This window comes from Paenibacillus sp. SRL342 (assembly GCF_984798905.1).
This window is the reverse complement of sequence record NZ_OZ481790.1, coordinates 489,171-503,014: the sequence shown is the minus strand read 5'-3', so window position 1 is coordinate 503,014 and position 13,844 is coordinate 489,171. Positions and strand designations below refer to the sequence as shown.

At 47.1% G+C, this 13,844-nt stretch carries 12 protein-coding genes and 1 riboswitch; of the genes, 6 read left to right on the top strand and 6 right to left on the bottom strand.

Annotated elements, in window-relative coordinates; translation table 11 throughout:
• Positions 1-221: 221 nt before the first annotated feature.
• Complete coding sequence (gene serS / locus AC4E8D_RS02415) at positions 222-1,520, bottom strand: serine--tRNA ligase (RefSeq protein WP_339306596.1); 1,299 nt, start codon at positions 1,518-1,520, stop codon at positions 222-224.
• A gap of 386 nt (positions 1,521-1,906) precedes the next feature.
• Between serS and AC4E8D_RS02410 the strand changes: the two genes are divergently transcribed.
• Positions 1,907-3,142 carry an MFS transporter gene (locus AC4E8D_RS02410; RefSeq protein ID WP_339306593.1) on the top strand — a complete coding sequence of 412 codons (1,236 nt, stop codon included), beginning with the start codon at positions 1,907-1,909 and terminating at the stop codon, positions 3,140-3,142.
• 371 nt (positions 3,143-3,513) lie between these two features.
• On the opposite strand, the gene AC4E8D_RS02405 is transcribed toward AC4E8D_RS02410, so the two are convergent.
• The gene (locus tag AC4E8D_RS02405) at positions 3,514-4,023 is read right to left on the bottom strand and encodes a DUF2798 domain-containing protein (protein ID WP_339306591.1); all 510 of its coding nucleotides are present in this window, start codon (positions 4,021-4,023) and stop codon (positions 3,514-3,516) included.
• Positions 4,024-4,151: 128 nt separating this feature from the next.
• A complete protein-coding gene (locus AC4E8D_RS02400; protein WP_339306589.1) occupies positions 4,152-5,441 on the bottom strand; it encodes a phospholipase D-like domain-containing protein in 1,290 nt (429 codons plus the stop codon).
• Between the two features lie 546 nt (positions 5,442-5,987).
• A riboswitch (TPP riboswitch) is annotated at positions 5,988-6,100 on the top strand.
• 221 nt (positions 6,101-6,321) lie between these two features.
• Between AC4E8D_RS02400 and AC4E8D_RS02395 the strand changes: the two genes are divergently transcribed.
• From AC4E8D_RS02395 to AC4E8D_RS02375, 5 genes are all read left to right on the top strand, one after another.
• Positions 6,322-7,362 carry an ABC transporter substrate-binding protein gene (locus AC4E8D_RS02395; protein WP_449004314.1) on the top strand — a complete coding sequence of 347 codons (1,041 nt, stop codon included), beginning with the start codon at positions 6,322-6,324 and terminating at the stop codon, positions 7,360-7,362.
• A gap of 262 nt (positions 7,363-7,624) precedes the next feature.
• A complete protein-coding gene (locus AC4E8D_RS02390) occupies positions 7,625-7,915 on the top strand; it encodes a thiamine-binding protein (RefSeq protein WP_017690996.1) in 291 nt (96 codons plus the stop codon).
• Positions 7,915-8,673 carry an ABC transporter permease gene (locus AC4E8D_RS02385; RefSeq protein WP_490205808.1) on the top strand — a complete coding sequence of 253 codons (759 nt, stop codon included), beginning with the start codon at positions 7,915-7,917 and terminating at the stop codon, positions 8,671-8,673. The genes AC4E8D_RS02390 and AC4E8D_RS02385 overlap by 1 nt, the downstream gene beginning before the upstream one ends.
• Before the next feature lie 37 nt (positions 8,674-8,710).
• Entirely contained in the window at positions 8,711-9,619 is a 909-nt protein-coding gene (locus tag AC4E8D_RS02380; protein WP_221823897.1) for an ABC transporter ATP-binding protein, read from the top strand.
• 81 nt (positions 9,620-9,700) lie between these two features.
• Positions 9,701-10,531, top strand: coding sequence for a TatD family hydrolase (locus AC4E8D_RS02375; protein WP_221823895.1), 831 nt, complete (start codon positions 9,701-9,703; stop codon positions 10,529-10,531).
• Between the two features lie 321 nt (positions 10,532-10,852).
• On the opposite strand, the gene nfsA is transcribed toward AC4E8D_RS02375, so the two are convergent.
• From nfsA to AC4E8D_RS02360, 3 genes are all read right to left on the bottom strand, one after another.
• On the bottom strand, positions 10,853-11,596 hold the full coding sequence (gene nfsA / locus AC4E8D_RS02370; RefSeq protein WP_221823893.1) for an oxygen-insensitive NADPH nitroreductase: 744 nt from the start codon (positions 11,594-11,596) through the stop codon (positions 10,853-10,855).
• Positions 11,589-12,188, bottom strand: coding sequence for a TetR family transcriptional regulator (locus tag AC4E8D_RS02365; RefSeq protein WP_076216037.1), 600 nt, complete (start codon positions 12,186-12,188; stop codon positions 11,589-11,591). The genes nfsA and AC4E8D_RS02365 overlap by 8 nt, the downstream gene beginning before the upstream one ends.
• A gap of 155 nt (positions 12,189-12,343) precedes the next feature.
• The gene (locus AC4E8D_RS02360; RefSeq protein WP_221823891.1) at positions 12,344-13,504 is read right to left on the bottom strand and encodes a YhgE/Pip domain-containing protein; all 1,161 of its coding nucleotides are present in this window, start codon (positions 13,502-13,504) and stop codon (positions 12,344-12,346) included.
• Positions 13,505-13,844 lie beyond the last annotated feature (340 nt).

The following is a 13,844-nucleotide window of genomic DNA, read 5'->3' as shown; positions in this document are numbered from 1 at the left end:
TTAAGAAATAATTTTTACTTACTTACATAAACGAAGAAATTTCTAATCAAAGAAGTAAGCCATATCTTAGGTCCAGCACTCAGTTAAATTAAGTACAAATTATTAGGAGAACAGATCGTTAAATACTCTATTTCAGTTTAAAAGGGGATGTTCCATCGTCACATGCAACATGACGTGTGGAACATCCCCTTTTTGAATTCCTAAAACGTTACCTAACCTCTCTACTTCACTTCATCCTGCTCTGGCAAAATCAAGCTCTCGGCACCGCCCATATAGGGCCGCAGGGCTGCCGGAATGTGAATGCTTCCATCCTCCTGCTGATGATTCTCAAGCAACGGTATCAGGATACGCGGCGATGCTACCGCCGTATTATTGAGCGTGTGACAATAGGCCAACTTGCCTTCGGCATCCATGCACCGAATATTCGAACGGCGCGCCTGAAAATCATGCAGATTCGATGACGAATGCGTTTCTCCATATGCACCGCGACTTGGCATCCAGGTCTCGATGTCATATTGTTTATACGTTTTCTGCGACATATCTCCGGTACATACAGCGACAACACGATACGGCAGTTCCAGTAATTGCAGCAATTCTTCGGCGTGTCCTGTAATCTCTTGCAGCATGCGTTCCGATTCTTCCGCCTCAGGAGCACAGAGAATGACCTGCTCAACTTTGGCAAATTGGTGCACACGGTATAATCCGCGTACATCCCGTCCGCCGGAGCCAACTTCACTGCGGAAACACGTCGATACCGCGGCCAGCTTCACAGGCTCTTGAACATCAACAATCTCATCCGCATAATACGAGACCAGCGGCACTTCAGAAGTTCCCACCAGCCACTTGTTCTCCCCTTCAAGTTCATAGACCTGATCTCGACCGGTTGGGAAGAATCCGGTGTTCACCAGTGCATCCTCCCTGACCATCAGAGGTACCTCCATCGGTGTAAACCCATGCTTCAGCAACAGATCCAGCGCAAGTTGCTGTACTGCCCGATGTAATAACAGGCCAGCACCTTTTAATACATAACTTCGTGTACCGCCAATCTTAACTCCACGAGGAATATCGATGAGATCATGCAACTCCCCAAGTTCCACGTGATCTTTGGTGTTATACTCGAACGTTGGCACCTCTCCCACACGTCGCAGTTCTACATTATCTGCATCCGACGAGCCATTGGGGGTATCCGGGGATACGATATTGGGTACCAGCCATTGCAGCTTGGTTACTTCCTCCTGCACAGGGGCAAGCTTCGCTTCCACCTGTTCCAACTGTTCATTGAGCTGTTTCACCTGAGCGCGCAAACCCTCGGCCTGTTCCCTATTCCCCGCTTGCATTAGCTTGCCAATATCAGCAGATAACGTATTGCGCAACCTGCGACCTTCTTCAATTTCCTGCAAAAGTGCTCTACGTTCTTCATCCCGCTCTAACAATGTGCGAATGTTGATCTTGATTTTTTTCCCGTCTGCTGCGGCCTGAACCTCTTCTGCATGTGCACGAATCCACTTCATTTCCAACATGGTCACCGTCTCCTTTGGCTGTAAAAATACAAAGAGCGCCCTCATCCCTTGGGACGAGGAGCGCTCTGCTCGCGGTGCCACCCAACTTGCTGAATCAGGATATCCTGCTTCCAGCCTCTTGGTCCGCGATAACGGGCGGTTCCGGTTAACTTGGGAAATATCGCTCCCCTGGCGAAAACGCCTCCGAGTTGGATGCTCTTCAACGGCATGGTCCGATCTGTAATTGTTGGTCTCAGTATATACGAACGCCGGACCTAATTGCAACCTTCTGTATCGATCAGGAATTCATGGCACAACTTAACATGTACTGTTATGATAGACTTTGTCTTCAAGATTGCGCTTTATTGTGATCCTCAATTTATGTATATAAGTAGAAGGAGTTCTTTATGAAAAAATTACTTTGGATCGGATGTCTGTCCTATTTCCTGATTGGACTTGCCCACGTTGTGCTCGGTTCCATTCTGCCGGTTACACTTGAACATTATGGCAAAGATTATAGCCAAGGCGGAACGCTGATCTTTGCTCAATTTGCCGGATTCCTGGGTGGTGTATTGTTATCTCCATGGCTGAACAGACGCTTTGGTAAACGGGGAGGCCTGTTAATCGCCACAGCACTTCTCTGTATCGCAGAATTATCCTACATGCTGCTGCCACCATGGGGCTGGATGTACGTCATCGCACCCGCAGCCGGCTTTGGATTCGGAATGGTTGAAGCTGTTATTGGAACCATTATCATCGCTGCAATCAAAGACAATACAGCCGTTGCCATGAGTCGACTGGAAGTGTTATTCGGGATCGGAGCGATGGTCATGCCGCTCATTGCCAGTGGTCTGATTGCTGCCGGGTACTGGCGCCTTTCCTTTCTCGTTGTTGCGATCTGCGCAGCGCTGACCTTTGTTTTCTGGGCAAAAGGATCATTCGGTGAACTCGATAAGTTTCTGGAGCGACGTAGTTCTAATAACGGTTCAGTACATGCCCACACTGCTGGGACATCGGGTGAGATGCATCCCCCATCTGCAAGTACATCCAGTCCAACCTATCGTGGCCTTAACAGGACTCTTCTGGTATTATTCGTCCTGTTCTTCTTCCTATATGTTGGCACAGAGATGAGTCTTGCGAACTTCATGCCAGCGATTCTGATTGAGAAAATGAACATGAAGGAAGCCGGAGCAGCGCTTAGTGTCACCTGTTTCTGGATTGCCATGTCTGTGGGACGACTCTTCGCCGGATATATCGCAGAGAAATTCCAATACCGCGTCTATGTCCTGTATAGTTGTCTCGCATCTGTTCTCTTGTTAATGGTATTTCCATTTACAAACCAAATCTGGTCTGCATTTCTCATCATCTTGCTGCTTGGGCTTGCGATGTCAGGCATTTTCTCCATTGCCCTTGTCTTCGCCAGTAAACTGCTTCCCGGAACAGAAGAATCCACACCCAGTATTTTGATTGCCTCAGGTGGAGTTGGCGGTGCCATTCTGCCTTTGACTACGGGATGGAGTCTTGATCATCTGGCGGTTAATCAGTCTGCATGGATGCTTGCCATTTTTGCAGTTGGCCTGCTTGTCATTAGCTTAATCACGTATCAATGGCAGAACAAACATATAGCGAATTCTGCGACTTAACAGTTATGTGTCGATCCAGTCCTGAGGATTAGAAATACCTATTAAAGAAATCGAAATGTCTACTGTCATAACTTGACGGTGGGCATTTTTTTGTAGCTTTACTTTGTTCTAACAAATCTAACACACGTTATTATAGATAATTATCTCAAATTCAAGGTCTCGTTGCAGTTTTTTAGCATAATAACGCCGCTGAGATTCGTTAGATTTTTCGTTCCCTAAAAACTGGCCTAATAAGATGTTCTCGATTCGTTAGCGCTGTAATTGTGGTGGAAGGTAGCCTATCTTTGCCTCTGATCACCTTAAATCAAGGGAAAGAATTCGCTCTATTCATTTGCACAAGATTGCCCAGGAAATACTTATGGCCAACCGAATCAAACACTTTTGTTAACGACAGGCACTACAGGGCCATTGCCTTTGATGAATTTACCGAATACATATCGGACGAGGGGTCCCAAAATGATCAATTGATATGGCAGCGCCAGGCTGAAGTTACGAGCAATGGTATGGAGATACGTACGGAATACGGATGACCCACTTAATTGATCAGCGAGATATGCTGAAACCATCCCATACAAGGACATGATCAGAACCATGCCAATCACCATAAAAAATGACATGGCTAGCACACCCAGAATTTTGTTGGACTTGTCAAAGGGCAAGGAAAAAGCAATCTTTCTCGCCACAGGGCCAACAATGAAAGACTCCACCAGAAACGCGATGACAAAACATAATATGAATTGAAGCAGTATCTCAAGCGGGGACATCTTACCGAGTAACCCACTGTGCCATAAATTGAATGTCATCATGACGACAACCATTCCTGTACACATCATTAATCCGAAAATAATTTGTTCCTTCTTGCTTGTTGGCAATTCTCTCATCCTCTCTGTTTACCTTCGTAATTATAGAGATGAGGAAACCCTCCACATAAGTGAACATTCTGTGAACAGTTGTGATTTTTCCAAATTAAAATTTGTAAAAGTAGCTATATCTATTAGCTGGTTCTTCTCTACAACAGAAATCTCCAGAGAAAAGACAGTTTGGATAAAGCTGTGATTGCCATTCGTTTGAAAACAGGGCCTTTCTGATTCGTAGATTCTGCTGGATACTCACCATTATTCACACGTGTACTATGTGCACGTTTGATATCCATAGCTTCTGTTAGTTCGTTGGCGAATGCAGAACCAGAAATGACCACAGCAGATTCGGTATTTAGAAAGGCGGATCTGGGATCAAGGTTATACGAACCAACCATGCTGAGGTAATCATCCATGACAAATGATTTGCCGTGTATGGAATAAGGGCCTTGGTATTCATAAATGGCCAGATTGGTATCAAGCAACCGTTTCTTAGAGCTTAAGTATCCCGCGAAAGCCAAAGGGTTAGGGGTCTGCTGGATTGAATTGGTTACCATGACCCATTCTGCTTTTGGATTCATCGACAGATGTACGGCTTTCTTCATTTTCTTGGTAGGAATGGCATATGGCGTCTGAAGGTACACCTTCGACTTTGCTTGATTGGCGAAATGAACAAATGCTCTCCACATGATCGGGTCTTTATACAGCCTTTGGATTGGATTGTGAATGAAAGCGACGTGGTCGGAACGAAGAGCCTCTTGAGCCCATTCCTTCGGCAACACTTTAACAAAAGGATCGCTCTGAGCCCGAGCTTTTTTATATAACTGAGCCAGCCGAGCCAGCTCTTTTAACCCCTTTGCATGATGTTGACGTTTGGCATGTTTTTCTGGTTTGGTGAATGGATGTTCCCATAACAGATCTATATATTTTTTCATTTCAACAACTGTGCTGTTCGTATTATGGTTTGGATTGTAAACAAGGACATCCCGATCGAATACATAGTCTTTTTTGGGTTGCAATGCCATGTATCTATCACCAATATTTTGGCCGCCAATGATGCCATATGTGTTGTCGACAAGAAAGATCTTGTCATGCAGACGGTTATGCCATGTCCATGGCATAACTATGTTGAGTGGTTCATAATACCTTAACTCCACATTGGGGTGAGCTGCAATGGCATTAGGAATATCACGCAATTCTCCGCGCATGTTGTGAAAAATCCCGTCTAAAATGATTCGAACATGAACACCCCGATCAGCTGCATCGAATAAAGCAGCAAAAAAGAGTTGAGATGTTTTTCCTTTTTGGATGGAGTAATAAGCCAGGTCGATGCTTGTTTTTGCCTCTCGAATGGTCTGGATTCTCACCTGACCGGATTGAAAGCCGTCCTCCAAGAGCAGTACGCGATCTGTCGTACTTCCTGCGGTTAACAATTTTTGCATATCCGTATTTTCAATAGTAGATGGAGACGGAACCAAAAATAAAAGGTAAGCTGTGAAAAAAACGTAGACACAATAGGACAGAATAATTGCGAATATGGTTTTAAGGATCATTCAGTACGCCCCCATTTTTATGTAAAAAGTAATTATTTGTATAGCAGTACTATCTCCTTTTGTATCTAAATTATGTTGTTTAAATGAAGCAAGCGTCTCCGGTCAAGGTCAATCGATCAAGAGCTGATCACTGAAATAGGGAAAGCAGCCCTGATGCGACGAGATATCAAACATCGGATTTGATCCAAGTTTTTGTTGAAAACCTTCCAGATCCTCAGCACTGAGGCTATGGCCCACTATCCGATGCTTTTGCACTCAGCCAGATTTCCTTATATGATTCGCCACGATAATTATTGAAAATAACACATCTAAACAGGCTGATATACATATGTATAACGGCCTGTTTGATAAGTTCATACGTGTCCCCATCCAGTTCCTGACTGGACACGTTCCACCCGCTGGCCTATAATTACACCTAGTAATGCCCGTAACTTCATAGTTTCCCAGGGGAGTCGGAATTGGCCGGCTGAGAGTGTATCCCACCAAGATACTAACCCTTAGACCTGATCTGGATCATGCCAGCGTAGGAATCGGAGTATATCGAAATGGCACAGCCCTATGGCTGAACGCCACCTCTCTAACGCCTGCACGCGTCCCGGAATACGGGGCGCTTTTTTAATGTTCTTTTATATAGCCAGAGAGCTAAAAAAAGTGACGTTATCCAGATCTCAACTGGTATAAATCTGTCGATTTATGCAAGATGATTGGATATGAAGCCAAGGAGTACCCCGTGCCAATCGGCCGGACATACCGAAGGAGAGAACCACAAATGAAATGGCGTAAAACGATGGGATTGTTGCTCTTATGCGTGCTTATGGTGACTGTAGCCGCATGTGGTGGCAAAGAAGCTGCCCCAGCTGGGCAGAACGGCAACACAAATACGGAAAGCAGCAACGAAGGTGACACTGCCGCCCTGAAAGATATTAAAGTGGTGCTCGACTGGACACCAAATACGAATCATACCGGCCTGTATGCAGCTGTAGATCAAGGTTTTTACAAGGCCGAAGGCTTGAACGTGGAGATTGTACAACCAGGTGCCGGTGGCGCAGATACGATGGTTGCCTCCAATGAAGTACCGTTTGGCGTAAGTTATCAGGAGAGTGTAACTCAAGCCCGCACACAGGGTGTTCCTCTCGTCTCCATTGCAGCAGTTATTCAGCATAATACATCCGGGTTCGCCGCTCCGGCGAATCGGAATATCAAATCACCGAAAGATTTTGAGGGTAAAACCTATGGCGGTTGGGGTTCCCCTGTGGAAGAAGCCGTGATGCAATCCATTATGGAAGGCGACGGAGCCGATGTATCGAAAGTGAAAAACATTAACATGGGTGACGCTGACTTTTTCACCGCAGTGAAACGGGACATTGATTTTGCGTGGATTTTCTACGCCTGGACAGGCATTGAAGCCGAACTGCGCGGGGAACCGATCAACATGTTATATGTGAAGGATTATTCAGAAGCATTGGATTACTACACGCCTGTCCTCGTAACCAACGAGCAAACGATCCAAAACGACCCTGAGTTGGTGAAAGCATTCCTGAAAGCCACCTCCGAAGGGTATCAATACGCAATTGATCATCCCGAAGACGCAGCCAACATTCTGATCAAGGCTGTACCGGATCTGGATAAGGAATTGGTGCTGGCAAGCCAGAAATGGCTTAGTCCAAAGTACACAGATGACGCCCCGCGCTGGGGAGAACAAAAACAGGAAGTGTGGCAAAACTACACTGACTGGATGTTTAGCAAAAAACTGCTGGATGAACAGATCGATGTGAGCAAGGCATATACAAACGAGTTTTTACCCCAATAAAATTTCTCATATAAAACGAACTTAATATTTACACGAGGACGGAGAGGACAGAAATAACGTGAAAAAGCGAAGCGGTCGCCTAAAAGCTTTCTGAAAGAAAGCTTCATCGGAAGCATACGCTATCACCGGATTTTCCCTTTAGAGAAAGGGAATCAAAAAAATCTGGGGATAACAGCGATTGGAAGGTTATTCTGTCATCGAAGTGGTAAGTGTAACAGTCATTAGTTCATTTTATATATCACGAAAGGAGCCGTGATCTCTCATGGCAAGCACATTACTTAGCATTCAGGTTATTCCCAAAACGCCAAATGGCGAGAACTCTTATCCTTACGTAGATCGCGCCATTGAAGTTATTCAGCAATCCGGCCTGAAATATCAGGTGAACGCACTCGACACCACGATGGAGGGGGAACTGGAGGAACTGCTGGAGGTTGTCCGCAAGATGCACGAGGTACTCGTGGAGGCTGGCAGCCCAAGCATCATCTCCCAGATCAAAATCGCCCATAGCCCTACTGGCTTCAGCATGGATACCCTGACGGAGAAGTATCGCTAATGCATGCCTATTTCAAAAGTGTATGGCCGCCCATTGTGGCGGTTATTCTCTTTATAGCGATATGGCAGGGAGCCGTCTCCCTCTTCCATATTGAGAAATGGATGCTGCCTGCACCGTCCGATATCGCCCGCGAAGCAGCAACTCAGGCCGAACGGCTTGGCATGCACGCTTCCGCAACCATTCAGTTAACGCTTATCGGATTCGCCGCTGGCACGGCGGTCGGATTGCTGATTGCGATGGTGCTGCATTTGGTCCCTTTTCTCAAGTCAGCCCTGTATCCTTTACTTATTCTTAGTCAAAATATCCCGACCATCGCGCTCGCACCGCTCCTGTTAATCTGGTTCGGATTCGGGCTGCTGCCCAAGCTGATTACGATCATCCTGGTCTGTTTCTTCCCCGTTGCGGTGGCGGCTATGGACGGCTTGACCCGTACTGACGCGGCCATGATGAACTATATGCGCATGGCTGGTGCGAAACGTCATCATATCTTCTGGAAGCTGGAGCTCCCCCATGCGCTGCCATCCGTGTTCTCCGGTGTCAAAATCGCCGCTACCTATAGCGTGATGGGTGCCATCATTGCCGAATGGATTGGTGCAGACAAGGGTATTGGTTATTATATGATGCTGCAAAAGTCGGCTTATCGTACGGACCGCTTATTCGTGGCGATCATGATTATTGTCGCGCTCAGCTTGCTGCTCTTCCTGTTCATTGCCCTGCTGGAGAGGCTGCTCGTGCGCTGGCGGCCACAGAAGCGGTAGTAAAGCATGTAATCTGTATATAGGAAGTGATGACCATATGAATCGACAACAGGATGAACAAGTCCAGCCTGGACGAGGAGCAAGTGTAATAGAGCCAACGCACGGTGAAAAGTTTAACTCGGCTACGCCTGATCGACCTGCCAACACGACTCCTGCTCCGGTTCCACCTGCACTGGACGTTGTTAATGTTCATGCATCATTCCGTGAACGGCGCAGCAAGCTACCGGTTCTGAACGGCCTGTCCCTGACTGTGGAGCAAGGCGAGTTTGTTGCTATCGTTGGACCTTCTGGCTGTGGCAAAAGCACTCTGTTCCATATCATCGGCGGTCTGCTGAAGCCACAGGAAGGCCAAGTGCTTATGAACGGTCAGAATGTAACGGGACAGCGTGGCAAGATAAGTTATATGCCCCAACAGCCCGCCCTTTTCCCTTGGCGTACCATTGAAGATAATGTACTGCTTGCTGGAGAAGTAGCTTCAAGCGCTCCCCCTCGGAACGAAGCACTTGCAGAAGCTCGTAAGTGGTTAAGCAGCGTGGGTCTTGCCGGGTTCGAGCAAGCCTATCCTCATATGCTGTCGGGCGGAATGCAGCAGCGTGCGGCATTTTTGCGCGCCCTGCTCAGTCCGCAGGAACTCATGCTGCTGGACGAACCTTTCAGCGCGCTGGATGCACTGACACGCAGCGACATGCAGCGCTGGCTGCTCGATATCTGGGAACAGAACCGCCGCTCGGTGCTGTTCATCACCCATAATATCGAAGAAGCATTGCTGCTAGCGGATCGGGTCTATGTATTATCCAACCGACCTGCAACGGTGTTGCACGAGGTACATGTTCCTTTTGATCGCCCAAGACGAGAAGAAATTACGGAGGAATCCGCTTTTCTGGAGCGTAAACGGCAGATTGCACAGTGGATGCGAGAAGAACAGCAGAAAGCCCGCCTATCATAATAGCGCGGGTTTTTAAGTTATTATTTTCCTTTAATGGGTGATCCACTACAAGAAATTCTGCGTAACATAGTTAGAATATAAATGACCACAAGGAGGAATTCCCTCGTGCATTCTCAAGCTTTTGCACCATTAATTGATGCTCATATTCACTTCGATCAGTATACCCCTGACGAACAACGCGAGATGCTGCTATCTTTCCCGTCTCAACAAGTCGAGGCAGTCATCGCCGTGTCCATGAATCTCGCTTCTTCCCAGGCCAATCTGGAGCTTGCAAAACAACATCCACGTAACATCTATCCAGCCTTCGGTTTCCATCCAGAACAGGAACTGCCGTCCGTTGTAGAAATGGACCTGTTCTTCCAATGGATCGAGAAGCATATTGGACAAGCTACAGCCATAGGAGAAGTCGGCCTCCCCTATTACAACCGTCAGGAAGCGGAGCAGGCAGGGCAGCGCTTCGATCAGAGCGGGTATATCGAGTTGCTTGAACGTTTCATCCAGCTCGCCAAAAAGCACAACAAACCACTTGTCCTTCATGCGGTATACGAAGATGCGGATATCGTCTGTGATTTGCTGGAGCAAAATCAGTTCCGACGCGCCCATTTCCACTGGTTCAAGGGTTCTCGCGAAACCATAAGGCGTATGGCTGATAATGGCTATTTCATCTCTTTCACGCCAGATATTCATTACGAAGAAGAGATTCGTGAACTCGCCCGGCAATATCCATCGGAACAAGTCATGGCCGAGACCGACGGACCTTGGCCCTTCGAAGGACCATTTCAGGGACGAATGACACACCCTGCCATGACCAGACAGGTCATCCAGGCATGGAGTGAGATCACCGGCATGGGAACCGAGCGGGCCGCCCGGCTCTTTTATCAGAACACAAAGCGTTTCTATGGCTTAACTTGAGTACAATCAGGTAACAGCAAGTACTATCGCTTGTCCTGCCAGCACAACACAAAGAAGCCAGTCGGCTTCGCCCCGACTGACTTCTAGTCTACTATTATATATCAGTTGAACTAAATTTTTACACAGGAACGTAGAGGACAGAAATAACCTGAGGAAGCAGAGCGGTCGTCTAAAAGCTTTCTGAAAGAAAGCTACTTCGGAAGCATACGCTATCACTAGATTTTCACCTTCACAAAAATTGGATCAAAAAATCTGGGGATAACAGCGATCGGAAGGTTGTTCTGTCATCGGAGTGGCAAGTGTAACTACCTTCAGTTCAACTTAACGCTTCAAGAATCCTTTGCCTTCCAGGAACGGTCTCACTTGCAACCGTGTCGGCTCAGTCAGGCGCTTCGCCATCAGTTCGGACCATGGAGTCGTTCGTTCACCGTTAGTCCGTTCTTTCATGTACGCCGTCGTTGTCTCATCATACTGCTCAACACCTTTGATGCTCTGCTCGGCATTATAACGATTATGATGCAGGATTGCATCCAGCGGCAGACGCGGCCGAATTCCCGTTTCCTGATCTGCAACACCAATGCACATGCCATACACCGGATATACTCCTTCCGGCAAATCCAGCAACTCAGCTACTTCCTCAATCCGGGTACGAAGCCCCCCAATATATACGATTCCGAATCCTAGTGACTCCGCTGCAAGAGCGGCATTCTGGGAAGCCAGAGCAGCATCAATCGTGGCTACCATGAAATTCTCTGTTGAATCAGCATACGATTCCTTTTCAGGAAGATGACGTTTCGCAGCATCACTCAGCCGATACAGATCAGCACACCATACGAGAAACACCGGACATTCATTGACGTAGGCCTGATTGCCTGCCAATTCAGCCAGCTTGGATTTCTGCTCTATGTCAGTCACAGCAATGACGGTATAGGCTTGTACACTACTTGAAGAAGAAGCCATCTGACCCGCTGCTACGATGGCTGCAAGCTGCTCATCACTCACCGGGTCAGGCTTGAATTTGCGTACAGAGCGGTGTTTCATCATTAACTCAATGGTTTCATTCATGGCTGTTCACTCCCAATCCTCGAAGTACGAACTCAATTGTCTGCTCAGCGAGTTCGTCTGTATTCATATCCTGATATTCAAAGCCAAACCGTGAATTCTTGGCCCGTTTGTGTGCCAAGGCCACACCCATTACCTGAAGCATCGCATAAGTTACGGACTCAATCTGAAACAATCCCTGGTCTTTTCCTTCTTGCAGAAGTTCCTTAACTCGAGTCCAGACGGGGTCCAGAAAACGAAATACGGTAGCTGTGCGATGTGTACGAAGTGTAATTTCAAGCTGCACAATATCGCTCATCTCCCGATCCGTCATCGTGAACTTCACAACTTCACCAATAATTCGTCGGATGCCTTCCACAGGCGAGGACATGGATTCTTCCGCCAGCGAGTTCATCATATGCCCAGGGAAAAAATGCTCAAATAAGGCTTCGAACACCTTTTCTTTGCCGCCAAAATGGTATGAGACCAGTGACACGTTCGCACCCGCCTCATCACAGATTTGACGAACACTCGTCCCGTCATACCCCTGCTGTGCAAAAAGCTTCTTGGCTGCAAGCAATATCCTCGTTTTGATATCCAATTCCGGTTCAGTCATTCCGTCCCGCTCCCTCTTATCCGTTCATTTCATCCGCTTCAGCTCAAGGGCTGTAGTCAGGTACTGTATCTGTCTATTATATTACACCAAGCACCCCGATGAAAATCATCGGGGTGCTTGTCCTATCTATGAAGCAATGGTATACATCTGCTGTATTAGTTGTTTGCCTGAGCCGGGCTTGGAGCCATAGCTGGCATGCGTTGTTTTTTCAACAACGTCACGACCAATGACAACGCAACGGCAACCAACAGTACAATCACGATGGAACCTACAGCAGACTGAACTCCTGGGCCTCCCAACTGCACGCTCAGAATACCCTGAACGGCGTATGTTGCAGGCAGGTACTGCCCAATGCCGCTATAGAAGCTGTTCAGCAATTCACGCGGTACCATAGCACCGGAGGATACCAGTTGCAAGGACAGTGAGATGATGTTGAACAGACTTCCCGCTGGTCCGAAGCAGATCAGGAAGAACTGGGAGAAGAACATGAACGTGCACAGGAAGAGCGCCTGGAACAACCAGAATGCAACGAATCCTTGTGCAATCTGTCCTCCCAGTGCCACGATCAATGATGATCCCAGCAGGGAAACGACCAATGCAGAACCCACGTTAATGACTACTCTCGCGCCAAACAAAGTCAATCGGGAATAGGTAGATGACAGCATACCCATGGCTGTCTGGAGGTTCATCCCCATGATCATGGCACCTACATAGGAAGCCAGTACCATCATCATCGGCACCATCTGATTATTCATCCCGTTAACCGGGTTGATGGACGTTGTCGTTCCTTCCACTCGGGTAGTCAGGTTTGTCGCGGCTTCAGCAGCCTGATCGGCAGGCGCACCTGAAGCGGTCAACACCGTCTGTACCCCTTGTGCTGTAGCTTGTTTGTTAATTGTGTTTGTCACACTTTGTGATACACCTTGCATCATGCTTTTGATCGTAACCGGGTTCGCTTCATTAATGGTGTATTTAATCTCGGCGGTTGAGCCAGCCGTCTGAAGCAATTCGTTAAATCCAGCCGGGATATCCAGCACCATGTGTACTTGGTGATGATTCAGCTGATCCAACGCTTCAGCCGCACTCAGATTGGATACGGTATGAAAAGGCAGTGTTCCTGCGAGCGAATCCGCAATTCCTTTGGACATTTCGCCGTCCTCATTAACAATCGCAACCGTCAATTCTTTCGCACGGTCATTTACTCCAGAATATGCGGTCATCCAGATCACGCTAAAGATCACTTGGAACATAAGTGCTGTTACGATCCCTACAATCACTGGCGGTTTTTTAAACAATGTACGTAAAGCCTGTAACATAAAAGGTGTCCTCCATTACTCAAATAGTTCTAATTTGATTTAAACAGTTGTTTGAATCAAACGATCGTTTAAATTTTATGTGAATATGTCCATATTGTCAACTCATTTTTGAAAAATTCAGAAAACGTAAGCTTTATTCATGAATACAATCGATCCATTTTCACAAAGGTGCATTATGCTATCCTTTCTCCGTAGAAAAGAACATCTATATCAACGATTCAGGCTTACTTTCTGGCGACTCAACTGTATTTTTCTCAACAAAAAACACGGTCCGTCACAGCGGACCGCGCATTTATTCATCCTCACTTCATTGACAATAAGGCGTTGAATATATCTCCAA